General features: G+C 72.2%; 21 protein-coding genes. 10 read left to right on the forward strand and 11 right to left on the reverse strand.

Going from position 1 to position 20,762, the window contains the following annotated elements; translation table 11 throughout:
• Positions 1-91: 91 nt before the first annotated feature.
• Both G339_RS0107785 and G339_RS0107790 read right to left on the reverse strand, forming a co-directional pair.
• Positions 92-484, reverse strand: coding sequence for a cupin domain-containing protein (locus G339_RS0107785; protein WP_019630511.1), 393 nt, complete (start codon positions 482-484; stop codon positions 92-94).
• The gene (locus tag G339_RS0107790) at positions 481-1,968 is read right to left on the reverse strand and encodes an MFS transporter (RefSeq protein WP_240489761.1); all 1,488 of its coding nucleotides are present in this window, start codon (positions 1,966-1,968) and stop codon (positions 481-483) included. Before G339_RS0107790 ends, G339_RS0107785 begins: the two co-directional genes overlap by 4 nt.
• Before the next feature lie 18 nt (positions 1,969-1,986).
• Between G339_RS0107790 and G339_RS0107795 the strand changes: the two genes are divergently transcribed.
• Positions 1,987-2,655: a TetR/AcrR family transcriptional regulator gene (locus tag G339_RS0107795; protein WP_019630513.1), complete on the forward strand. Its 669-nt coding sequence runs from the start codon at positions 1,987-1,989 to the stop codon at positions 2,653-2,655.
• A gap of 333 nt (positions 2,656-2,988) precedes the next feature.
• On the opposite strand, the gene G339_RS0107800 is transcribed toward G339_RS0107795, so the two are convergent.
• Both G339_RS0107800 and G339_RS38640 read right to left on the reverse strand, forming a co-directional pair.
• Complete coding sequence (locus G339_RS0107800; protein WP_019630514.1) at positions 2,989-3,195, reverse strand: hypothetical protein; 207 nt, start codon at positions 3,193-3,195, stop codon at positions 2,989-2,991.
• 340 nt (positions 3,196-3,535) lie between these two features.
• Complete coding sequence (locus tag G339_RS38640) at positions 3,536-3,856, reverse strand: hypothetical protein (protein WP_157407427.1); 321 nt, start codon at positions 3,854-3,856, stop codon at positions 3,536-3,538.
• Between the two features lie 867 nt (positions 3,857-4,723).
• Here G339_RS38640 and G339_RS0107815 point away from each other — a divergent pair.
• On the forward strand, positions 4,724-5,053 hold the full coding sequence (locus tag G339_RS0107815; protein ID WP_019630517.1) for a trypco2 family protein: 330 nt from the start codon (positions 4,724-4,726) through the stop codon (positions 5,051-5,053).
• A gap of 18 nt (positions 5,054-5,071) precedes the next feature.
• Complete coding sequence (locus tag G339_RS32980; protein ID WP_157407428.1) at positions 5,072-8,389, forward strand: P-loop NTPase; 3,318 nt, start codon at positions 5,072-5,074, stop codon at positions 8,387-8,389.
• 36 nt (positions 8,390-8,425) lie between these two features.
• On the opposite strand, the gene G339_RS0107825 is transcribed toward G339_RS32980, so the two are convergent.
• Positions 8,426-9,481 carry an endonuclease/exonuclease/phosphatase family protein gene (locus G339_RS0107825; protein ID WP_019630519.1) on the reverse strand — a complete coding sequence of 352 codons (1,056 nt, stop codon included), beginning with the start codon at positions 9,479-9,481 and terminating at the stop codon, positions 8,426-8,428.
• A 138-nt stretch (positions 9,482-9,619) separates the two neighbouring features.
• On the opposite strand from G339_RS0107825, the gene G339_RS0107830 reads away from it, so the two are divergent.
• The 3 genes from G339_RS0107830 to G339_RS0107840 all read left to right on the forward strand — a co-directional run bounded on the left by G339_RS0107830 (position 9,620) and on the right by G339_RS0107840 (position 11,819).
• On the forward strand, positions 9,620-10,291 hold the full coding sequence (locus G339_RS0107830) for a response regulator transcription factor (RefSeq protein WP_019630520.1): 672 nt from the start codon (positions 9,620-9,622) through the stop codon (positions 10,289-10,291).
• Positions 10,284-11,360 carry a sensor histidine kinase gene (locus tag G339_RS0107835; RefSeq protein WP_026341242.1) on the forward strand — a complete coding sequence of 359 codons (1,077 nt, stop codon included), beginning with the start codon at positions 10,284-10,286 and terminating at the stop codon, positions 11,358-11,360. The genes G339_RS0107830 and G339_RS0107835 overlap by 8 nt, the downstream gene beginning before the upstream one ends.
• Positions 11,361-11,435: 75 nt before the next feature.
• Positions 11,436-11,819, forward strand: coding sequence for a VOC family protein (locus tag G339_RS0107840; protein WP_019630522.1), 384 nt, complete (start codon positions 11,436-11,438; stop codon positions 11,817-11,819).
• Positions 11,820-11,882: 63 nt separating this feature from the next.
• Here the strand turns inward: G339_RS0107840 and G339_RS32985 are convergent, their stop codons facing one another.
• The 3 genes from G339_RS32985 to G339_RS39770 are packed head-to-tail and all read right to left on the reverse strand — an operon-like array spanning position 11,883 to position 14,412.
• The gene (locus G339_RS32985; RefSeq protein WP_019630523.1) at positions 11,883-12,734 is read right to left on the reverse strand and encodes a metal ABC transporter permease; all 852 of its coding nucleotides are present in this window, start codon (positions 12,732-12,734) and stop codon (positions 11,883-11,885) included.
• Complete coding sequence (locus G339_RS39765; RefSeq protein ID WP_019630524.1) at positions 12,731-13,504, reverse strand: metal ABC transporter ATP-binding protein; 774 nt, start codon at positions 13,502-13,504, stop codon at positions 12,731-12,733. Before G339_RS39765 ends, G339_RS32985 begins: the two co-directional genes overlap by 4 nt.
• Positions 13,501-14,412: a metal ABC transporter solute-binding protein, Zn/Mn family gene (locus G339_RS39770; protein WP_019630525.1), complete on the reverse strand. Its 912-nt coding sequence runs from the start codon at positions 14,410-14,412 to the stop codon at positions 13,501-13,503. Before G339_RS39770 ends, G339_RS39765 begins: the two co-directional genes overlap by 4 nt.
• A 150-nt stretch (positions 14,413-14,562) precedes the next feature.
• Here G339_RS39770 and G339_RS0107860 point away from each other — a divergent pair, with 150 nt between their 5' ends.
• Positions 14,563-15,687, forward strand: coding sequence for a GTP-binding protein (locus tag G339_RS0107860; protein ID WP_019630526.1), 1,125 nt, complete (start codon positions 14,563-14,565; stop codon positions 15,685-15,687).
• Here the strand turns inward: G339_RS0107860 and G339_RS0107865 are convergent.
• Positions 15,656-16,372: a GntR family transcriptional regulator gene (locus G339_RS0107865; protein ID WP_019630527.1), complete on the reverse strand. Its 717-nt coding sequence runs from the start codon at positions 16,370-16,372 to the stop codon at positions 15,656-15,658. The two genes, G339_RS0107860 and G339_RS0107865, sit on opposite strands and share 32 nt — an antisense overlap.
• A gap of 68 nt (positions 16,373-16,440) precedes the next feature.
• Between G339_RS0107865 and G339_RS0107870 the strand changes: the two genes are divergently transcribed.
• The gene (locus G339_RS0107870) at positions 16,441-17,205 is read left to right on the forward strand and encodes a CoA transferase subunit A (RefSeq protein WP_019630528.1); all 765 of its coding nucleotides are present in this window, start codon (positions 16,441-16,443) and stop codon (positions 17,203-17,205) included.
• Complete coding sequence (locus tag G339_RS0107875; RefSeq protein WP_019630529.1) at positions 17,205-17,837, forward strand: 3-oxoacid CoA-transferase subunit B; 633 nt, start codon at positions 17,205-17,207, stop codon at positions 17,835-17,837. The genes G339_RS0107870 and G339_RS0107875 overlap by 1 nt, the downstream gene beginning before the upstream one ends.
• Here the strand turns inward: G339_RS0107875 and G339_RS0107880 are convergent.
• Both G339_RS0107880 and G339_RS0107885 read right to left on the reverse strand, forming a co-directional pair.
• Positions 17,826-18,893 (reverse strand): hypothetical protein, encoded by a 1,068-nt coding sequence (locus tag G339_RS0107880; RefSeq protein ID WP_019630530.1) that lies wholly within the window; start codon positions 18,891-18,893, stop codon positions 17,826-17,828. The two genes, G339_RS0107875 and G339_RS0107880, sit on opposite strands and share 12 nt — an antisense overlap.
• A 63-nt stretch (positions 18,894-18,956) precedes the next feature.
• Positions 18,957-19,631 (reverse strand): TetR/AcrR family transcriptional regulator, encoded by a 675-nt coding sequence (locus G339_RS0107885; RefSeq protein ID WP_019630531.1) that lies wholly within the window; start codon positions 19,629-19,631, stop codon positions 18,957-18,959.
• 158 nt (positions 19,632-19,789) lie between these two features.
• Between G339_RS0107885 and G339_RS0107890 the strand changes: the two genes are divergently transcribed.
• Positions 19,790-20,758, forward strand: a complete 969-nt coding sequence (locus G339_RS0107890) for an AurF N-oxygenase family protein (protein WP_019630532.1) — start codon at positions 19,790-19,792, stop codon at positions 20,756-20,758.
• Positions 20,759-20,762 lie beyond the last annotated feature (4 nt).

A 20,762-nucleotide genomic window follows, 5' to 3' on the forward strand; every position in this document is an offset into this window, starting at 1 on the left:
TGGCGTGAGCGAGCCGTGGGGGCCGCGGTATCGCCACTGGCCGGGGGCTTGTGGTGGCCCGGCGGTGATGGTCCGCCGGGCCGGGCTCCGGTTAGTGGGTCAGGGTGCGGTTCTCGAGTCGGGTGCCGCGGCGCAGGGTGATCGACATCAGGTCGCTGGGAGCGTCCAGTTCCAGGCGGTGCCAGCGGCCACGGGGAACGATCACGGCGGTGCCGGCCGCCATCCGCACCATCTCCTCGCCGTCCCCGGGCCTGTTGGGGCGGAGGTAGAGGCGCACGCCGCCGGTCAGGCAGCACACGGCCTCGTCGGCCTCGGGGTGCATCTCCCAGTGGTCGGCGTGGACGTCGGCGTCGGTCTCCACGTGGAAGGCGGCGATCTGCCAGGCGCCGGAGTCGCCGTTGGTCATCTGGCGTTCGGCAGCCCGGACGTCGCCGCCGGGGTGGAAGTGCAGCGCCGAGGCGAACAGGTCGATGGGCGTCGTCATGAGGGTGTTCCTTCCAATCGAGGGTCTGTGGGGACGGCGGGTCGGGAGAGGGGTGCGGGTGCCCGGCGGCGGGGCAGCACGCCGATCGCCACGGCCGCGGCGAGCAGGAAGAGGGCGGCGGTGACGGCCAGGCCCAGGGCATAGCCGTCGTTGAGGGCGGTGGGATCGGTGGCCGTGCCGGTGCGGTGCGCGGCGAGGGTGGCCAGGGCGGCCAGGCCGACGCAGCCGCCGAGCTGGCGGGAACTGTTGAGGACGCCGGAGGCCATGCCGGCCTCGCGGGGCGCGACACCGGTGGTCGCGGCGGCGACGACCGGGGCAAGGACAAGTCCGGCGCCGACGCTGGTGATGATGGACGGGCCGAGCACGTCGGTGAGGAAGCCGCCGCCGGGGCTGATGAAGGCGAACCAGCCCAGGCCGGCGGCGGCCAGCAGAGCGCCGGGCACCAGGGACGCGCGGGCGGAACGGGCCGCGGTGACGCGGGTCGCGACGACGGTGCCCGCGACCAGGCCGATGGAGAAGGGCAGGAACGCGGCGCCGGTCGCGGCGGCGCCCATCCCCAGGACCTGCTGCATGCACAGGGACACGAAGTAGAACGCGGCGAACTGACCGGCCGCCGCCATGAACACCAGCACGTTGGCGCCGGCGACCCAGCGGCTGCGCAGCAGTCCGAGCCGCAGCAGCGGCGCGCGGGTCCTGGACTCGACGAGGATGAAGGCGGCCAGCAGCAGGGCCGCGGCGGCGAGGGTCGTCAGCGTGGCCGCCGATCCCCACCCTCGAGTGTCGGTGCGGACGACGCCGAACACCAGCAGCCCGATCCCACCGGTCGCCAGGACGGCACCGAGCGCGTCCAGCCGCTCGCGCCGGGCCGGCGGCGCCTGAGCGGGCACACCCAGGTGGACCAGCGCGAGCGCTGCCCCGACGACGGGCAGGTTGATCAGCATCACCCAGCGCCAGCCGGCGTACTCGGTCAACAGCCCGCCCACCAGCACGCCCAGCGCGCCGCCCGCGGCGTTCACCGCGCTCCACACTCCGAGCGCGCGGACGCGTCGGGGGCCCTCGGCGAAGGTGGTGGTCAGCATCGCCAGCGCGGCCGGGGCGGCCGCGGCGGCGCCCAGGCCCTGCCCGGCGCGGGCGGCGATCAGCTGCCAGGGAGCCTGGGCCAGCCCGCCGGCCAGCGAGCACGCCCCGAAGACGGCCAGGCCCAGCACGAACAGCCGGCGCCGTCCGTACAGGTCGCAGGCGCGGCCGCCCAGCAGGAGGAACCCGCCGAACGTCAGCGCGTAGACATGCACGACCCATGACAGGTCCAGCGGGGCGAATCCGAGTGCGGTGCGGATGGCGGGCAGTGCGACGTTGACCACCGACATGTCCAGGGCGACGACGAACTGGGCGACCGCCGCGGCGGCCAGCACCGCGCCAGGATGCCCACGAAGGTTTCTATACATGTAAGAAAAATAGCTCGCCGTGATCGTCGTTGTCGACACCTGCGCGATGATGGAGACATGCCGCAACAGCCCGAACCGCGCAGAGCCCCCGGCCGGCCGCCCCGCATCTCCCGCGAGGAGATCGTCGAGACAGCCCGCCGGATCGCGGCCGAGGAAGGCGTGGACCGGCTGACCATGCGGCGGCTGGCCAAGGAGATCGGCAGTACGCCGATGGCGCTCTACCACCACGTCCGCGACAAAGAGGAACTGCTGGTCCTGCTGCTGGACGACTACGCGGCGCGGACGCTGCACCGGCCCGAACTGCCCACCGACCCCCGCGAGCGGACCATCGCCGCCGCCGCCGCGATCCACCAGGCGCTGGCCGCCTGCCCCTGGACCGTGGAGGTACTGACCGCCGACGACCTGATGTCCACCTCCGCACTGTGGTTCGTCGAGCAGATCATCGACGGCCTGGTCGAGTGCGGCCTGACCCTTGAGCAGGCCGTGCATGGTTACCGCACGATCTGGTATCACTCCGCCGGAGAGATCGTGATCCGGGCCGCGGCAGCCCGGCGACGCACCGGTGACGGCCGTCCGACCTACCGGGAACGGGTCTTCGCCGAACTCGACCCCGACGAACTTCCCCGACTGGCAGAAGTCGCCGACCGATGGACGTCGCTGACCGCCCAGGACACCTACCTGGACGGGCTCCGAGCCGTGGTGGAGGGCCTCATCGCCACCTGCTGACGCCGCACCGTTGAGCAGGAAACGGAGCCAGCGTCAAGGATGACGACCTTGTTCTTGTGGCAGGTCACAGCGGCCCCAGCCGCCTGGGAGCGCGCACGATGAATTGCAGGTTTCGCCGCGTTTGGCGATGAGCCAGTCCGTCCAGCCGCCAAGGCCTGGGCCGCCATGGCGCAGGGCGTGCTGGTCGTATCCGCCAAGGAACGCTTCCAGTCGATCCAGCCGACCGCCGATCACATACATCGGTAGTCGGCGCCTGACGTTCGCGAAGTATCAGACTCGCCACCCTCGGCGAGGCTGTCCAGGCAATGCTCGGTCACGATGACGTTGCCGTCCTCAGCCGACAGGCGGGGGGCTGACCTCGCCGACGACCTGGGGCTGGCGACGCCGCAGGCCGCCGAACAGCGCCAGCGCCGTCTCGCCGAGGCGATCACCGCCCGCGCCGCCCGTCGCGGCGGCACCGGCCTCGACCCGCACGACGAAATCGAGCGGGCCTGGACGCTCCGCCACGGCGACCGCGTCGGCGACACGAACGCCGTCCACATCAAGGACGGCCAGATCGTCAACCCGCCTCTGGCCACGGTGCCCGCCGGTGTCTCCGCCCCGCGCATGCGGGGATGGTCCGGCCGGACACCGAGCAGAGCCTCTGCCCGGCCAGGCCCCTCGGCACGGCACTTCTCGGGCGCACTCCGGCCGCGCCAAAGAGGCCTGATCGAGCCACCCGCTGGGGGTGGGCGGCCCGCGCGGCCTGGGTCTTGCCCAGGGAGCCGCAAGGTTATGTAGCCCACATGGATCCCGCCTGGCGTCTGCTATCCCAGGCGGGATCCACCGTCTGCCCCGCGACCATCGGGCTGGGAAAGACAACGTGTCCAGCCCGGAGCGGCTACTGCGGAGGTGTTCGGGAGGTGAGGTGCTGGACCAGCGCCTCGATCACTTCGGTGACCTGCCCCGTGGTGCCGAAGGCGATCACCCCGCCGGTGCGGTCGCCGAACTCCAGCAGGTAGGCGCCGGCCAAGACTCTGGCGGTGTTGGAGACGTCGCTATCACGAATCTCGTGGACCTCGATCACCGGGTGACCGGGTATACGCACGATCGGTACATCGTCGCCGCCCGAATTCAAATGGACGATTTCGGCTCCCACCTCGGCGAGCGCTCCGCAGATCTCTCCGAGCCGTACCGGATCTGGGCCGATACCAGATGCCATTTCCCCTCCCCCATCAGCTGCTCAGAAACACTCAATGTAACCGCTCTCACTGCCGTGAAGGACGCTTCGGATATCGCTGCCCCTTTCTCCACCTGCAGAGCGATGAGCGGCGTACACCGTCGTACCGGTGGCGGTGAGCCGAAAGGGAGTCGTGGCCCCGGCCCAGCATCAGAACGTGTCCGCCTTGGCCGCGGCGGTCCGGGCGCGGGTGCTGCGCTTCGCGACGTGAGCCGTCGCCAACAACAGTCCCGCAGTCGCGGACACCACGGCTAAGGCCGTCCTCGAACGTCCAGGGAACATAGGGAACCCTCCTCAAAGGTTGTGTGGGCCGGACTTTCGCTGATCGCGGCGAATGCTTCCATCGCGACTAGGCGATGACAACCGCCAGTTTCATATACTTGCCGAGCTTGCGGGTCGAAGTTCTTAGGCGATTCCGTATCCCCGATCTCGGTGTCCTGGTCGGGATACGCGGCGAGGAACGCCTCCCGGGTGATGACGGTCAGCGGCTGGGTGCGCGTCGGCGGCCGCGGCAAACGAGCTGGAGGAGCCCAGCCGGTCGACCCTGCTCATCTGATCGCAATCCGCAAGGGTCACGGGGGCTCACCTGGTCGATTACCGGACCGGGAAGCCATACCGGGTCCGGAAGCAACGGCCCTCCGTCTCGAGAGGCGGAGGGCGGTCAACCAGAACATCGGTAGCAAGCAGGAGGCTGACCAACCCCGTGCGCTCAGGCCGCCGACGCGGCAGGCTCTCCACAAGATTTCTCGGTTTGTGGCGGTGGGTGGCCGGGTGTGGTCGTTGGGGGGTTTGGGTGGGTCGGGGTTTCTAGGGTTAGCGGGTCGGGTCGGGGTTGGAAGGTGGGGGTTCGTGGACATCGAGTTGGCGGATGCCGTGGCGGCGGTTCGGGCCGAGTTGCTGGAGGCTGCGGGGCGGGGGGCCGGGGAGGAGGTCGCGTTCCTGGTGGGGCCGATCACGTTGGAGTTCGCGGTCGAGTTGCGGGCGGACGCCAAGGGCAAGTTCGGGTTCAAGGCTTGGGTGGTCTCGGGGGACGCGGAGGCGGGGGTTTCCCGGGGGCGGACGCATCGGGTTTCGGTGTCGTTGACGCCCAAACGGGCTGGGGGCGAGGATCTGCTGATCTCGGGGGACGCGGAGCGCACGGAGGGGCCTGGGGAGTTGGAAGGGCATATCGGGCGCTGAGCGGGCGGGGACGGCGGGATGTTGCTCGGACGGGTCACCGGTGTGCGCGGGCCGGGCGGACCGGGCTCGGGGTACGCGCTGGGCGGACGGCTTGTGCTGACTTCGGCCCATGTGGTCGGGGCGGTCGGTAGCGAGGCGTCGGTGTTCCTGGCGGGGCGGCCGGGAGTGTTCGCCGCGTCGGTCGTGTGGCGGGGCGACCCGCGCGGGCGGGACGACGCGGCGTTGCTGCGGGTCGCGGACGCGGCGTGGGTTCCGCCCGCGGGAGCGGCCGTTCGGTGGGGGCGCACGGTGACGCACCGGCCGGGCATCGAGTGTGTGACCTGCGGGTTTCCGGACGTCGTGCAGGCTCCGGAACGGGACGCGGAGATGCTGCAGCCGTCCGGGGTTCTGAATCCGGGCGACCTTTACGTGGGTGATCGGTATCTGGTGCGGCTGAGTCCGCCTGTTCCGAGCGCGCGGGCGGACGGCGGATCGCCTTGGGGCGGGTTGTCCGGGGCGGCGTTGTTCTGCGGTGACCTGCTCGTCGGGGTGATCGCCGCGGACCCCGCCGGGTTCGGGCACGGCGCTTTGGCGGCGGTTCCCGCGTACGTGCTGCATCGTTCCAGCGGGTTCCTCACGGCGTTGGCGCGCTACGGGCCGAAGGCCGCGCCCGTGTTGGAGCCGGTGGAGTGGCCGCGCCTCGCCGACACGGGCGAGGTCGCAGGCGGGCTGACCGGGTCTCCGGCCGAGCTGCTGCGCGCGCGGCGGGAGGTCGTGCCGTTCCGTGGCCGGGCCGCGTTGATGCGGCGGTTGCGGGAGTGGGCGTCCGGGGCGGCGGGGCACGGGGTGTGGCTGCTGCACGGTCCGGGCGGCCAGGGGAAGACGCGGGTCGCGGCCGAGCTGGCGAAGGAGCTCGCCGAGGCCGGATGGGCGGTGGTGTGGCTGGACCGCGACGCCGCCGACGTGGCCGGGCTCAGGGACGCCGCGGCGCCCCTGCTCGTCGTCGTCGACTACGCGGAGACGCGGCCGCGGCAGCTCGCGGCGGTCGTGGACGCGATCGTCCGGCACGGCGGCGCGAGCCCGATCCGGCTGCTGCTGCTGGCGCGCACGGCCGGTTCGTGGTGGCAGGAAGCGCAGGAGGCGTCGACGGCGGCCGAGGCCCTGCTGACGTCCGCCGCCGTGACCGCGCTGGAGCCGGTGGACACCGACCTCGCCGGGCGGCGCTTCGCCTACCGGCAGGCGGTGCGGGCGTTCGCCGCCGTCCTGCCGGACGTGCCCGGCAGCCGCGACGTCGACTGGGACGCCCTGGCCGCGGGGCTGCGGGACTCGGCTCCGGCGCACGGGACCGTCACGGAGCTGACGGTGCAGATGCGCGCGCTGGCCGACCTGCTGGACGCGGCCCATCCCAGTGGCCGGGACGCCACGGGCCGGGACACCACGGGATGGGAACCCGACGGCGTCGAGGACCGGTTGCTCGTCCACGAGCGGCGGTACTGGCGGAACGCCGCGAACGCCCGCAACCTGGACACCGCGCTGAGCTGGGCGACGCTCACCGAGTCGGTGGCGGCCGGACTCCTGGCGGGCGCGGCGAACCGGGACGAGGCCGACGTGGTGCTGCGCGCCGTCCCAGCGCTGGCCGACCAGCCGAGGGACCGCCGCCACACCGTCCGCGACTGGATCGCGTCGCTCTATCCCCCGCCGTCCGGGCGGCTCTGGGGGACGCTCCTCCCCGACCGGCTCGCCGAACGGTTCATCGGACGGCATCTGCGAACCGACCCCGGCCTGGCGGCGTCCCTGGTGCGGCAATGCACGCCCGACCAGGCCGCGCAGCTTCTGACGATCTACGCGAGAGCCGCCGCCCACTCCGTTTTCTCCGGCGATCTGGACGGCGATCTCATCGCCCTGTGCGTCGATCATCCCGCGGAACTGGCCGTGACGGCGGCCCATGTCGCGACCTGGGTCGAAAGGGCCGACCCGCTCGTCCGAGCGCTTTACCGGATCACCGACGATCCCGGCACGCCGATCGAGTATTTGAGCACGCTGTCGGACCACCTTCCCCGGCCCAGTCAGGTCCTGGCGGAATACGCCGTCCACCTCAGCCGGAGGCTCACCGATTTCCATCGCGTCCACGCGGCGCACGACCCCGGCGCGCATCTCCCCGACCTCGCCCTGTCGCTGAACAACCAGTCCCTCCGCCTCGCGGACCTGGGACTGTGGGACGAGGCGTTGGAGGCGGTCAGCGAGGCCGTCGCCGTCCGACGAGGTCTGGCCGAAGCGGAGCCGGACGCGTTCCTCCCCGGTCTTGCCGATTCACTGAACAACCAATCCGTCCACCTGGCGAATCTGGGCCGCCGGGAAGAAGCGCTGGAGGCAGCCACCCAGGCCGTCGCCATTCAACGCGGCCTGCCTCAGGCAAGACCCGATCTGGCGCGCTCGCTGATGAACCAATCAAGCCATCTGGCGGGGATGGGGCGTCGGGAAGAGGCGCTGGACGCGATCACGCAGGCCGTCACGATCTGCAAGGGTCTGGCGCGAACCCAAGCGGAATACCCTGACCTCGCGATGGCGCTGAACAACCGATCGGTCCATCTGACGGGCCTGGGACGGCTGGACGAGGCGCTGGAAGCCATCACCGAGGCCGTCGCCGCCTACCAGGATCTCGCCGAAGCGCAGCCGGACGCCTTTCTTCCCGACCTGGCGATGGCGTTGAACAACCGGTCCGTCCATCTGGCGAACCTGGATCGCGGAGACGAAGCGCTGGACGCGATCTCCCAGGCCATCGCCATCCGTAGCGATCTCGCCGAAGCACGACCCGACGCGTTCCTCCCCGCCCTCGCCGAGTCGCTGAACAATCAATCCGCCTATCTGTCGGGGCTGGAACGCCACGAGGAAGCACTGGAGGCGATCACTCGGGCCGTCGCCATCCGAAGCGACCTCGCCGAAGCCCGACCGGACGCCTTCCTCCCCGCCCTCGCCGGGTCGTTGAGCAACCAATCGGTCCACCTGGCGAATCAGGGGCGGCGCGAGGAAGCGCTGGAGGCCGTCACCCAGGCCGTCACCGCCTACCAGGATCTCGCCGAAGCGCAGCCGGACGCCTTCCTCCCCGATCTCGCCATGTCGCTGAACAACCAGTCCAGCCACCTGGCGAATCTGGGACGCGGGGAAGAAGGACTCAAGGCCGCCACCCGAGCCGTCGACATCTACCGCGAACTCGCGGAGGCTCGACCGGCGGCCTTTCTCCCCGATCTCGCCACGGCGCTCCGAACTCGATCCATTCGGCTGAGGGAACTGGGACGGCCGCGGGAGGCCCAGGAAACCCTCGCCCAATCCGACGCGATCCGACGCCTCATTCGTTGATCAGACGTAACCGGCCTGCGCGTGACCGTCCACGTTTCACCAGTCGATCGCGGCCGTCACCGGGCGGTGGTCGCTGCCGGTGGCGGACAGGACGCGGGAACTTCGCGGTTTCACTCCGCGGACCAGGATCTGGTCGATGCGCGCCACCGGGAACTGCGCGGGCCAGGTGAAGCCGAAACCGTGACCGGCCTCTTCCTGCGCCGAATGCAGTTGGGACGTGAGGGCGTTGAACGCGCGGTCGTTCATCGTGCCGTTCAGGTCGCCGAGAAGGACGACGCGTTCGTTCGGGTCGGCGGCGATGGTCTTGCCGAGGGCCTGCGCGTTCCGGTCGCGCGAGGTCGTCCAGAAGCCCGCCCTGGGATTGACTCGCGCGGAGCCCAGGTGGGCGACGTAGACCGCCAGCGGCCCGTGTTTCGTGGTGACCGTGGTGCGCAGCGCGCGGGCTTCGGCCGTCCGGACGGAGAGCGGCTTGGTGGCCGCCAGCGGTCCGTAATCCGTCTGGATGTCCACCGGCTCGGTGTCCGACAACGGCAGTTTGCTCCACACGCCGACCGTGCCGAGCACCGCGTGGTACGGGTACGCGCCCTCCAGCGCCTGCTCGTAGACGGGTTTGGCCTGCGGTGTCACCTCCTCCAGCGCGACGACGTCCGCGCCGGAGGCGGCCAGGGCGCGGGCGGTGCCGGCCGGGTCGGGGTTGGCGGCGCCGACGTTGTGGCCGGCGACGACGAGGTCGCCGCCCCGGTGGGCCTTGTCGGTGAGCAGCCCGCCGAAGAGGCCGAGCCACACCGCGACCGGCAGCACCAGCGCGACCAGCGCGGACGCCGAGCGACGCCAGAGCGCGCCGACCAGCAGGAGCGGGACGAACAACCCGAACCAGGGCAGGAACGTCTCCACCAGGCTGCCGATGTTTCCGATCCGGTTCGGAACCAGCCCGTGCAGCAGCATGACGAGGCCGAGCAGCAGCGCCAGCGCCGCGAGCACCGGGCCGCGTTTCCAAGGTTCCGGCCGGAGCGCCCGGCGGACGCCCCCGCGCCCGTGGTCCGGGTGTCCGGCCCCGGCCCGTTCGGTCTCCGCCGTGTCCGCCTGCGTCATCGTCCGTCCCCGCTCGTCCGGTCCCCGCGCCGATCCGGTATCGGCGTCCGTGCGACCAGTGAAACGGACGCGATGTTGCCACGGCGTATGCGATTTTCGATACGCGGACGATACGCCCCGCCTCGTAGCCTCGACGGCATGCGCGTGCTGATCGTCGAGGACGAGCCCTACCTGGCCGAGGCCATCCGCGACGGCCTGCGCTTGGAGGCCATCGCCGCGGACATCGCGGGAAACGGCGACGCCGCGCTGGAACTGCTGAGCGCCAATTCCTACGACATCGCCGTCCTCGACCGCGACATCCCCGGCCCGTCCGGCGACGAGGTCGCCGCGCGCATCGTCGCGTCCGGCGGCGGAACGCCGATCCTCATGCTGACCGCCGCCGACCGTCTCGACGACAAGGCGTCCGGATTCGAGCTGGGCGCGGACGACTACCTCACGAAACCGTTCGATCTGCGGGAACTCGTCATGCGGTTGCGGGCCCTCGACCGCAGGCGCGCCCACACCAGGCCGCCCGTGCGCGAGATCGCGGGCGTGCGGCTGGACCCTTTCCGCCGGGAGGTCTACCGCGACGACCGCTACGTCGCGCTGACGCGGAAGCAGTTCGCGGTCCTCGAAGTGCTCGTCGCGGCCGAAGGCGGCGTCGTCAGCGCCGAAGAACTGCTGCAACGGGCATGGGACGAGAACGCCGACCCTTTCACCAACGCCGTGCGCATCACCGTCTCGGCGCTGCGCAAGCGCCTCGGCGAACCGGGGATCATCGCCACCGTGCCCGGGGTCGGTTACCGCATCGAGGCGTCGGATCGTGAATAGGCCGCCCGGCCTGAGCGTCCGCGTCAAGCTTACGCTCAGCTACGCCGGATTCCTCATGGTCGCGGGCGGCGTCCTGCTCGGCACCGTGTGGGCGCTCCTGCTGCGCGACTACCAGGTCGTTTCGGCGCGGCCCGGTGAATTCGTGCCCGTCCGCTCCGTCGTCGTCCACGTGTACGCCCCGGCGACGGCGGCGGTGCTGTTGTTTTTGCTGGTCTTCGGCCTGGTGGGCGGTTGGATTCTCGCGGGCCGCATGCTCGCCCCGCTGGCTCGCATCACCGACGCCGCGCGCATGGCCGCGCACGGATCTCTCTCGCACCGAATCCGGCTACCGGGCCGCGCGGACGAACTCCGCGAACTCGCCGACGCCTTCGACGCGATGCTCACCCGGATCGAGGCGCACGTCGGCGAGCAACGGCGGTTCGCCGCCAACGCCTCGCACGAACTGCGCACGCCGCTGGCGATTTCCAGGACCCTTCTCGACGTGGCTCGCAGCGACCCGGACCGCGATGCCGCGGAGGTCATCGAACGCCTTCACACCGTCAACACCCGGGCGATCGACCTCACGGAAGCCCTTCTTCTGCTGAGCCGCGCCGAGCAGCGGTCGTTCGCCCGGGAGCGCGTCGATCTCTCCCTCCTGGCGGAAGAGGCCACCGAGACGCTGCTGCCGCTCGCGGAGAAGCAGGGCGTCGCGCTGGAAACGTCCGGCGAGATCGCGCCCGTGAACGGATCACCGGCGCTTCTCCTGCAGTTGACGATGAATCTCGTGCAGAACGCGATCGTCCATAATCTGCCCGCGCACGGCGTCGTCCGGGTGAATACCGGCGTCCGCGCGGCGACGGTGGTGCTCACCGTCGAGAACACCGGCGAAAAGCTCGCCCCGCACCTCGTCTCGACGCTCGCCGAACCGTTCCGGCGCGGGACCGAGCGCACGCACACCGACCACGCGGGCGTCGGCCTCGGCCTGGCGATCGTCCGGACCATCGCCCACGCGCACGACGGGCGGCTCATTCTCGCGCCGCTACCGGCGGGCGGACTCCGCGCCACGGTCGAACTGCCGGCTCAGACTTGATAAGCAGGTCACGGACACCGAACCGCTTGAGCGCATCGCCACCCGATGGCTCACGCCCGAACGACCGGAGCAGCCATGAGGATCCAGCTCGCCAGCGTCTTCGTCGACGACCTCGACAAGGCCCTGCGCTTCTACACCGAGACGCTGGGGTTCGTGAAGAAGACCGACCTCGACCTCGGCGGCGCGCGCTGGCTGACCGTCGTCTCGCCCGACGACCCGGACGGCACCGAGCTCGTCCTGGAGCCCGACGCCCACCCGGCCGTGCGGCCCTACAAGGAGGCGCTGGTCGAGGACGGCATCCCCGCCGCGTCGTTCGCGGTGGACGACGCCCGCGCGGAGTTCCGGCGGCTGCGGGACCTGGGCGTGCGGTTCACGCAGGAGCCGGTCCAGATGGGCCCGGTCACCACGGCCGTGCTGGACGACACCTGCGGCAACCTCATCCAGATCCACCAGCAGTAGCGGCCGCGCGGCCCGCCCGGTCGCCGCGCCGACCGGCTCCGCCGCCGGGCGCGGGGCGGGCGGTCAGGCGCGGCGCGCGCCGATCAGGCGGCAGACGAGGTAGATCACGAACGACAGCGTCGTGACGTAGGGGCTGATCGGGACGGCGGCCCCGAGCGCCAGGAGGATGCCGCCGAGGACCGACACGACGGCGAAGACGACGCTGAGGATCGGTGCGAGCACCGGTGACGCGGTGACGCGCAGCGCGGCGGCCGCCGGGGTGCAGATCAGCGCCAGGACGAGCAGCGCCCCCACGATCTGGACGGACGCCGCGACCGCCAACCCCAGGACCAGCATGAACACCGCTGACAGCGCGCGGACGGGCACGCCCCGCGCGGCGGCGACGTCCGGGTCGACGCTGGCGAACGCGAGCGGCCGCCAGACGACCGCGAGGCACACCAGCACGAACACCGAGATTCCGGTCAGCCAGGAGAGCCGGGGCGTGTCGATCGCGACGATCTGCCCGGTGAGCAGCCCGAACTTGTTCGCCGACCGCCCCGGGTAGAGCGCGAGGAACAGCACGCCGAGGCCCAGCCCGAACGGCATGAGCACGCCGATCAGGGAGTTGCGGTCGCGGGCGGCGACGCCCATCGTCCCGATCACCGCGGCGGCCGTCAGCGCCCCGGCGACCGAGCCGCCCACGACGTTCGCGCCGAGCAGCAGCGCGGCGGCGGCCCCGGCGAACGACAGCTCGCTGATGCCGTGGACGGCGAAGGCCAGGTCGCGCATCAGCACGAACGTCCCGACCAGGCCGCCGACCAGCCCGAGGACGGCGCCCGCGATGAGGGAGTTGCGGACCAGGACCAGCAGTTCGCCGTAGTGGTCGAAGGACAGGACCCGGCCCCAGACGTCCGCGCTCTGCGCGAGCGCGGTCACCGGTCCGCCCTCGGGAGGCCGAGGACCGCGACGCGGCCGCCGTCCCGGACGACCTCGACGTCCGCCCCGTACAGCTCCGACAGCACGGCGGACGTCAGCATCTCGTCCGCCGTCCCCGCGCTGAACCGCCCGCCGGACAGGCACAGGAAGCGGTCGGCGACCCCGAGGACCGGTTCGATCTCGTGGGTGACGAGGACGACGGCGGTCCCGGCCGCGCGCCGCCGCCGGTCCAGCAGTCCGACGACGGTCGCCTGGCTGCCCGGGTCGAGGGAGCTGAGCGGTTCGTCGCACAGCAGGACCGCCGGGTCGGCGACGAGCGCCTGCGCGACGCGCACCCGCTGCCGCTCGCCGCTCGACAGCAGGCCGACGGGCCGGTCGGCGTACGCGGCCGCGCCGACGTCCGCCAGCGCGGCGTCGACGCGGCGGCGGACGGCCCGGCCCGCGCGGCGCGGGCCGAACCGGTGCCCGTCCAGCCCGAAGCGGACGAGGTCCCGCGCGCGCAGCGGCGTGAGCGGTGACGTCTCCAGCCGCTGCGGCACGTACCCGACGTCCCCGCCGCCGCGCCGGGGCGGCCCGCCGCCGACGCGCACGCTGCCCGCCGAGAGCTTCCGCAGGCCGAGCAGGACGCGGAGCAGGCTGCTCTTGCCCGTCCCGTTCGCGCCGAGGACGACCAGGAACTCCCCCGCTCGGACGTCGAGGTCGAGCCCGCTCCACAGCCGCCGCCCGCCGTAGGCGAGCGCCGCGCCGCGCAGCTCGATGACGGACGTCACGACAGCGCGCCCTGCAGCGCGTCGATGGTCGCGCCCATCCACTGCTGGTAGGTCTTGCCGGACGGCAGCGTCTCGGTGACCGGCACGATCGCGACGCCGTTGTCCTTGGCGGCCTGCTCGACCTTCTCGGTCTCGGGGCCGCTGGTCTGGGCGTTGTAGACCAGGGCCTTCACCTTCTTTCCGGTGAACAGCGCGAGCGTCTGCTGGAGGACGCGCGGCGGCACGTCGTCGCCCTCTTCGATGGCCTCGCTGAACGCCTCGGGCGTCTCGTTCTTCAGTCCGGCCGCGTCCAGGAGGTAGCCGGGGACGGGCTCGGTGATCGCGACGCCCGTCCCGGCGTGCGCGGCCTTCACGGCGGCGGTCTTGTCCGCGAGGGGCTTGAGCGCGGCCTTGAACGCGGTCGCGTTCGCGGTGAAGGCCGCCTTCCCGGCCGGGTCGGCGGCGCCGAGCGCGGCGGCGACGCGGTCCGCGAGCGCGGCCACGGTCGGCAGGTCGTACCAGACGTGCTCGTTCAGCTCCCCGTCCGCCGGGGCCTTCTTCCCCGAGACGTCCACCGCGTTGAGGACGGCGGCCGTCGAGTTCCCGGACGCCTTGAGCATCGTGTCCACGAAGTCGTCGTAGCCGCCGCCGTTCTCGATGACGACGCGGGCCTTGGACAGTTCGAGCTGGGTGCGGGTGTCGGCCTCGTAGGAGTGGGGGTCCTGGCCGGGGTCGCTGATGATCGACGTCACCGCGACCTTGTCGCCGCCGATCTGGCGGGCGATGTCGCCGTAGACGTTGGTGGAGGCCACCACGGAGAGGCGGTCGGGGGTCTTGTCGGACGTGTCGGAGGAGTCGCCGCAGGCGGCGAGCAGGCCGAGGCCGACCGCGAGGGCGCCGCTGAGCAGGGGGGACTTGATCGAGGGCATGGGGGCGCTCCGTGAAATGACGTTGATAACGGTTTTCATTGCCAACTATGCCACAGGCCGACAACCCCGACATCCCGGACCGCCGACCCGCCCGGCCCGGACGGCATGCAATGATAGTGATAATCGTTTTCAACCTCGGAGGTGGCATCCATGTCCGTCCCCGTCGTCCTGGTGGCCGGGCTCCACGGCCCCGCCCGCGCGGCCGTCGCGGCGGCGCTGCTGCGCGGCCGACCCGGCGCCCTGGCCGTCCATCACGACCTGACCGCGATCGGCGGCGGCGAGGCGGTGCGCGTCGTCCGCGACGCGGGCGGGGTTCTCGAGCGGACCCCCGTCCGGCTCGCGCACGGCTGCGTCACCTGCACGGTCCGCGAGGACCTGCTGCCGTGGCTGCGGGACCGCGCGGACGGCGGCGCGCCGCTGCTCGTCGCCGAACTGTGGGACTGCGTCGAGCCGCGCACGGTCGCGCAGGCGCTCGGCCGCGCGGGACTGCGGCTCACCGCCGTCCTGACCGCGCTGGACGCCGAGTCGACGCCCGTCGACCTGTGCCGGAGCGACCGGCTCGCCGACCTCGGCCGCGCGGCCGGGGCGGGCGACGGGCGGCGGCTGGCGGAGGTGCTGGCCGCGCAGATCGAGTACGCGACCGCGCTCGTCGTCCCGCCGTCCCCGCACTGCGGCGAGGACGACGTCGCGCTGTGCGCGCAGGTCCTCGCCCATCTCGCGCCGCTGACCCCGCTCGTCCTGCCCGGCGACGCGCTGCCGCCGGTCACCGGCCGCGCGCTGGACGTCGCGGAGCTGGACGCGCGCGTCGAGCCCGCGACCGCGCGGCTCCCCGGCGACGCCCGCAACGAGGCCGCGACGACCGTCGCGTGGCTGAGCCGCCGCCCCCTGCACCCGGCCCGGTTCTTCGCCGCGATGGACGAGCTGGCCGGGGCGTCGGTCCGCAGCCGGGGCCGCTTCTGGCTGGCCAGCCGCCCGGACCGCATGATCGCGTGGGACGCCGTCGCGGGCGTCGCCTCGATCGCGGACGCCGGCCCGTGGCTCGCCTCCCTGCCCGACGCCGCGTGGGACCTGGTCCCGCCGCTACGCCGCGTCGCCGCCGCGCTCGACTGGTCCGCCGCCCACGGCGACCGGATTCAGCACCTCGTCTTCACCGGCCCGGACCTGGACGGCGCGCGCGTCCACACCCTGCTCGACGCGTGCCTGCTCGGGCCGGGCGAGGACACCGCCGACCTGGACGACCCGTTCACGCCGTTCCTCGACCGGGAGACCGCCTGACCTCCCGGGGCGCGTCGGTCGCGCCGCGGATCAGGAGGCGGGCGGTGTGGGCGATGTGCTCGCGCAGGCGCTCGGCCCCGAGGTCGGCGTCGCGCGCCACGGCCGCCTCGACGAGCCCGCGGTGCTCGCCCGCGATGTCGCGGTCGGGTTCGCGGCCGAACGACACCGACCAGTGCCGGTACAGCTCGGCCTCCTCCCGCAGGCTGCGGGCGGCGGTGCGGAGCCTGCGGTTGGCGCAGCCGTCCAGCAGGGCGAAGTGGAAGGCGGCGTGCGCGGCCGTCCACGCGTCGGACGGGTGGTCGGCGTCGTCGGTGGCGAAGAACGGCGTCCGCTCCAGGACGTGGTGGGCGGCGACCGCGCGCGACTCCCACGCCATGTCGCCGTCGCGGATCGCCATCCGGAACGCCAGGGACTCGATCTCCACGCGCGCGGTCGTCAGGTCGGCCAGGTCCTCGTGGGACAGCGGGACGACCGTGAACCCGACGTGCGACCGGCCCCGCACGAACCCCTCGATGGCGAGCCGGGCCAGGGCCTCGCGCGCGGCCCCGACGCTGGTGCCGTACCGGGCGCAGAGGTCGGGGAACTTCAGGCGCTCGCCGGGGTTCAGGCGGCCGCCGAGGATGTCGCCGCGGAGCCGCTGGTAGACCTCGTCGGCGCGCGTCGCCCCGCCCTCTCGCTTCGCCATGCCGCCAACCTAGCAGCCCGACTTTCGAATATTTCCAATTGATTCGAATCATGCTAGAAAGACCGTTCATGGACAAAGTGATCGCGACCGCCGCCGAGGCGGTCGCCCGCATCGAGGACGGCGCCTCCCTCGCGGTGGGCGGATTCGGGCTGTGCGGCGTCCCCGAGACGCTGATCCGCGCGGTCCACGACGGCGGGGCGACCGGGCTGCGGCTGGCCTCCAACAACTGCGGCGTGGACGGCGAGGGCCTCGGCGTCCTGCTGGCGGCCGGGCGGGTCGCCCGCGTGACCGCCTCCTACGTCGGGGAGAACAAGGAGTTCGCCCGGCAGTACCTCGCCGGGGAGCTGGAGGTCGAGCTGGTCCCGCAGGGGACGCTCGCCGAGCGCCTGCGCGCGGGCGGCGCGGGCATCCCCGCGTTCTACACCCCGGCGGGCGTCGGCACGCAGATCAGCGAGGGCGGACTGCCCTGGCGGTACGCCGCCGACGGGTCCGCGGCGCTGGCGTCGCCGCCGCGCGAGACCCGCGTGATCGACGGCCGCGAGTACGTCCTGGAGCACGCCATCACGTGCGACTTCGCGCTCGTCCACGCGGCGCGCGGCGACCGGCACGGCAACCTCGTCTTCCACCGGTCGGCGGCGAACTTCAACCCGCTGGCCGCGATGGCGGGCCGGGTGACGATCGCGGAGGTCGAGGAACTGGTCGAACCGGGCGAGCTGGACCCGGACCGGGTCCACCTGCCGGGCGTCTTCGTCCAGCACGTGGTCGCGCTCACGCCCGAGCAGGCCGCCCGCAAGCCGATCGAGCGCCGCACCGTCGCCGGGAGGGCCGCCTGATGCCGTGGAACCGCGACCAGATGGCCGCCCGCGCCGCCGCCGAGCTGGCGGACGGCAGCTACGTCAACCTGGGGATCGGGCTGCCGACGCTGATCCCCGGCCACATCCCGCCGGGGGTGGACGTCGTCCTGCACTCGGAGAACGGCATCCTCGGCACCGGCCCGTACCCGGCCGAGGACGAGGTCGACCCGGACCTCATCAACGCGGGCAAGGAGACCGTCACCGTCCTCCCGGGCGCGAGCTTCTTCGACTCGGCGCTGTCGTTCGGCATGATCCGGGGCGGGCACCTGGACACGGCGGTGCTCGGCGCGATGCAGGTCTCCGCGCGGGGCGACCTCGCCAACTGGATGATCCCCGGCAAGATGGTCAAAGGCATGGGCGGGGCGATGGACCTGGTCCACGGCGCGCGGCGCGTCATCGCGCTCACCGAGCACACCGCGCGCGACGGCAGCCCGAAGATCCTGGAGGAATGCACGCTCCCGCTCACCGGGAAGGCGTGCATCCAGCGGATCATCACCGATCTGTGCGTCCTGGACGTGACGCCGGACGGGCTTCGGCTCGTCGAGACCGCGCCCGGCGTCACTGCGGACGACGTGGTGGCCGCTACCGGCGCACCGGTGTCAGCGGTCTGAAAGCAGGACCGGGCCGCCGATGTTCGGCGTGCCCAGGGTCCACAGCGCGCCGGATGTGGGGTCGACGGCCAGCGCGCCCACGAGCACGTTGCTCCGGAACGGAAGCGCCGGAGTCGTGACGCGCTGCCAAGCTCCGTCGCGGTACCGGATCAGGCCGGGCGCGGCGGGCTGGTCGGTGGCGTGGCCGTTGACCCACAGCGTGCCGTCGGGCGCGCGGACGATGCGGCTGAGCGCGTTGAGGCCGGACGGCGCGGCGGTGTACTTCCAGGACGCGCCGTCCCAGTGCAGCAGCGTCGGCGTGTTGGCGACCCAGTCCACGCCGACCGCCCACGCGTCGGTGGCCGACAGCGGCAGGACGTCGGTGATCGTCCCGAGCCTGGTGGGCTGCTCGACGGGGACTTGCGTCCAGGACGCGCCGTCCCAGTGGCGCGCCTCGACGGTGGTGGAGTACTCGCCGTCCTGGCCGAACAGCCAGATGTCATCGGCCGATCGGATCTGCAGGGCGTGCTGCCGCAGCGCCGGGAGCGCGGTGAGACGCGACCACGCGCCGTTCGTCCACCGGTAGATGTCGGTGGAGGTCGAGAGCCAGGTACCGGACGCGTCCGCCTGGATGTGCGTCGACGTCGCGCCGGACGGCAGCGCCACCGGTGCGAACGACGAACCGGTGAAGTGCCCGATGTAGGGCTCGGTCGAGTCGTCGTCGCGGTACCTGATCCCGGAGATCCACACGTCCTCGGGCGCGGGGGCGTCGACGGACGTGATCGTGGCGTGGCTGGACAGCCCGTCCAGCGGATACTCCGTCCAGCCGCCGTTCTTCCAGCGGCGGACGACCGGGTTGCCGGGGATCGTCCGCCCGGACGGGACGATCACCTCACCCTGCACGCCGACGATCCACACGCTGTCGGCGGACGCGGAGGCGACGTCGTAGAGCGAGTTGTTCGGCCAGAAGAACGGCAGGGATACCTGCTGGAAGCCGCCGGACGCGGCGGCCGGGGAGGCGGGTCCGGCGGCGATGAGGCTCGCGGCCAGCGCGCAGGAGATCAGGAGTCGACGCATGGACGCCAGTATTCACTGGCAAGGTCAGGAAGTCCCGCCCTCGCCGCCGCGAACCGGGAAAGATCAGGCGATCTGGACCGGCGGCAGCTCGTGGACGAACGCCAGCGACGCCGTGACGTAGGCCCGCAGCATCTCCGAATCGTCCAGGTCGAGCGGGCTCCGCACGAGCACGAGCGCCATCGTCACCCGGAACAGCGCGTCCGTCAGCAGCGGGACGTCCAGCGACGGGATCTGCCCGCGGTCCACGGCCTCCTGCACGGCGGGCGCGACGAGCGTCGAGATCCGCCGGATCGGGTCCTCGGCGTACAGCGTGAACACCGGCAGCGCCAGCTCGGGGACGTCGCGCAGCGCGGCCTTCAGCAGCGGGTGGCCGCGCGCGTAGCCGACGATGAAGACGAGCAGGTCGGTGAGGGACTCGGCCGTCCAGGTCAGGTTCCGCAGCCGCCCGGCCAGCGCGTCGACGAAGACGCCGAGCTCCCGCTCGACGAGCGCCTCCTTGATGTCGTCCACGCTGCCGCCGTACTTGTAGAGCGTCGGCCGGGAGATGCCCGCCCGGCGGGCGATCACCGACAGCAGGCGGCCGGAGGCGAAGCCGCCCTCGACCAGGCACTCGGCGGCGGCGTCGAGGATGCGGGCGCGGATCTCGTCCGGGGAGCGGGTGGGGGCCTGCCGGACGGCGGTGGACACCCGGGCCGGCCGTTCGGCCAGGCCGCTCGGCTCGTGGCGGGGCTCGGTCACGTCGTCCTTCGGTTCCGTTCGGCTGGGGTCCGCTGATCGACTATAGCGGCCGCGGTCTTGACCCGGCGGTCACCCGCGTTTACAGTCGACCATGTAATTGTAAAACGCTCTACTCGTGGCGACCCCGCGCCGCGAGGGCGAGGCGGAGGCGATCGGCAATGATCGAACAGGACTACCGAGACGTGCTGAAGACCCTCTCGGAGGGCTCGGTCTCCCGACGGTTCGACCCCTATCTCGACATCGCCTGGGACTCCCCCGAGTTCGCCCTGGAGCCCGACGACCCGCGCTGGACGCTCCCCGAGGACAGCGACCCGCTCGGCGCGCACCCCTGGTACCAGGCGCTGCCGCAGGAGCGGAAGACCGCGATCGGCCGCTGGCGCGTCGCCAACATCCAGAAGGTCGGGCTGCAGTTCGAGAGCATCCTGATCCGCGGGATGATGCAGTACGCGATGCGGCTGCCGAACGGGTCGCCCGAGTTCCGCTACTGCCTCCACGAGATGACCGAGGAGTGCAACCACATCCAGATGTTCCAGGAGCTGGTGAACCGCACCGGCGCGGACGTCCCCGGGATGCGGGCGGCGTACCGGGCCACCTCGCCGCTCTGGGGCCTCTCAGCGTTCATCCCCACCGTGTTCTTCATCGGCATCCTGGCGGGCGAGGAGCCGATCGACCACTTCCAGAAGCGCGTCATCCGCGAGGGGACCGACGCGCCCCCGGCCGTCCTGCGGACGATGGAGATCCACATCGCCGAGGAGGCGCGGCACATCTCCTTCGCGCACCGGTTCCTGCACGAGCGCGTCGCCCGGCAGAACCGCGCCGGCCGCCTCGCGACGTCCATCGTGCTGCCGCTGGTCATGCGCTGGCTCGCCGGGGCGATCATGGCGCCGCCGCGCCGGTTCGCCAAGGAGTTCGACATCCCCGACTCGGTGATGCGCGAGGCGTTCTGGCACAGCCCGACGTCGCGCGCCATCATGCGCGACTACTTCGGCGACGTCCGGATGCTCGCCCACGACCTCAAGCTCATGAACCCGGTCGCGCGCGTCGTGTGGCGGATGTGCCACATCGACGGCCGGCCGTCGCGGTTCCGCGGCGAACCGCACCGCACCGCGCGCCGCGCCGCCGCGTAACCCC

It is taken from the genome of Actinomadura atramentaria DSM 43919 (assembly GCF_000381885.1).
In the GTDB taxonomy this organism is placed as follows: domain Bacteria; phylum Actinomycetota; class Actinomycetes; order Streptosporangiales; family Streptosporangiaceae; genus Spirillospora; species Spirillospora atramentaria.

What these genes read in the sequence shown, in the direction of transcription:
- G339_RS0107785 (WP_019630511.1), bottom strand. Translation starts at nt 484, where the DNA reads ATGACGACGCCCATCGACCTGTTCGCCTCGGCGCTGCACTTCCACCCC.
- G339_RS0107795 (WP_019630513.1), top strand. Translation starts at nt 1,987, where the DNA reads ATGCCGCAACAGCCCGAACCGCGCAGAGCCCCCGGCCGGCCGCCCCGC.
- G339_RS38640 (WP_157407427.1), bottom strand. Translation starts at nt 3,856, where the DNA reads ATGGCATCTGGTATCGGCCCAGATCCGGTACGGCTCGGAGAGATCTGC.
- G339_RS32980 (WP_157407428.1), top strand. Translation starts at nt 5,072, where the DNA reads ATGTTGCTCGGACGGGTCACCGGTGTGCGCGGGCCGGGCGGACCGGGC.
- G339_RS0107825 (WP_019630519.1), bottom strand. Translation starts at nt 9,481, where the DNA reads ATGACGCAGGCGGACACGGCGGAGACCGAACGGGCCGGGGCCGGACAC.
- G339_RS0107830 (WP_019630520.1), top strand. Translation starts at nt 9,620, where the DNA reads ATGCGCGTGCTGATCGTCGAGGACGAGCCCTACCTGGCCGAGGCCATC.
- G339_RS0107840 (WP_019630522.1), top strand. Translation starts at nt 11,436, where the DNA reads ATGAGGATCCAGCTCGCCAGCGTCTTCGTCGACGACCTCGACAAGGCC.
- G339_RS39770 (WP_019630525.1), bottom strand. Translation starts at nt 14,412, where the DNA reads ATGCCCTCGATCAAGTCCCCCCTGCTCAGCGGCGCCCTCGCGGTCGGC.
- G339_RS0107860 (WP_019630526.1), top strand. Translation starts at nt 14,563, where the DNA reads ATGTCCGTCCCCGTCGTCCTGGTGGCCGGGCTCCACGGCCCCGCCCGC.
- G339_RS0107865 (WP_019630527.1), bottom strand. Translation starts at nt 16,372, where the DNA reads ATGGCGAAGCGAGAGGGCGGGGCGACGCGCGCCGACGAGGTCTACCAG.
- G339_RS0107870 (WP_019630528.1), top strand. Translation starts at nt 16,441, where the DNA reads ATGGACAAAGTGATCGCGACCGCCGCCGAGGCGGTCGCCCGCATCGAG.
- G339_RS0107875 (WP_019630529.1), top strand. Translation starts at nt 17,205, where the DNA reads ATGCCGTGGAACCGCGACCAGATGGCCGCCCGCGCCGCCGCCGAGCTG.
- G339_RS0107880 (WP_019630530.1), bottom strand. Translation starts at nt 18,893, where the DNA reads ATGCGTCGACTCCTGATCTCCTGCGCGCTGGCCGCGAGCCTCATCGCC.
- G339_RS0107890 (WP_019630532.1), top strand. Translation starts at nt 19,790, where the DNA reads ATGATCGAACAGGACTACCGAGACGTGCTGAAGACCCTCTCGGAGGGC.